The organism is Streptomyces niphimycinicus (assembly GCF_018883605.1).
Lineage (GTDB): Bacteria > Actinomycetota > Actinomycetes > Streptomycetales > Streptomycetaceae > Streptomyces > Streptomyces niphimycinicus.
Map to the genome: position 1 here is coordinate 1 of NZ_JAHLEM010000339.1, position 774 is coordinate 774.

Sequence of the window (774 nt, forward strand, 5' to 3'; positions counted from 1 at the left end):
TCCTCACCCATACGAGCACACGGACGATAGAGTCCAGCATGTTGACGCTCCAATCCAGCGTTGGCCACGCCCCCGGACCGATTACGCGGTTGCGGGGGTCTTGCATGTGGCCTGCTTCTGTAGCGCCCCGCCCGGCTGGCGTCTGAGGAAGCCAGCCATGATCGAGGCAATCCGGCCTGTCATCCCGATGAGGTGATGGAGCGGCAGGTCCAGTCAGCATGGGTCCGGCAGTCAGCACGGGCCACGGGCTCAGGCTCTGGCACCCCTGGCGGGTTCGTGGTCTCGTCGGCCACCAACCACTCCTCTCCGTAGCGGTTCCACTACCGGGGCGACTCAGCGTGGCCTAGAGTCGGGCTGTCTTCAACGTTCTCGAAATGGAGGGAACATTGGTCAACCTGAAGGAGTTGAATCCGGACGCCTCGCCCCAGGCTGCTTTCGGAGCGCGTGTGCGCAGCGCGCGGGAGGCGCGCGGGTGGAAGCAGGACGAGCTGGCCGAGCGGGTGGGCTACTCGGGCAGGCATATTTCGGGGGTCGAAACCGGCCACAAACCGCCAACTCTGCGATTCTCGCGGAGCTTAGACGCCGCTTTCGGGTTCGTCGGAACCGCAGAGTCGTTCGAACGCGCGTGGGGGGAGATCCGCAACGGCAGTCTGCTGGAGGGCTTCCCGGAGTACGTGGGCTACGAGGCTCGCGCGGCAGAGATCCGGCTGTTTGAATCCGGCCTGGTCCCTGGCCCGCTCCAGACACCGGCGTATGCGCAGGCACTGGCCGATA

The 774-nt window shown here is 65.5% G+C and carries 1 protein-coding gene; it reads left to right on the plus strand.

All coding sequences use genetic code 11. From position 1 onward, the window contains the following. Positions 1-386: 386 nt before the first annotated feature. Positions 387-774, plus strand: a 388-nt coding sequence (locus KN815_RS27750; RefSeq protein WP_253209282.1) for a Scr1 family TA system antitoxin-like transcriptional regulator, incomplete at its 3' end; no start/stop codon positions are given.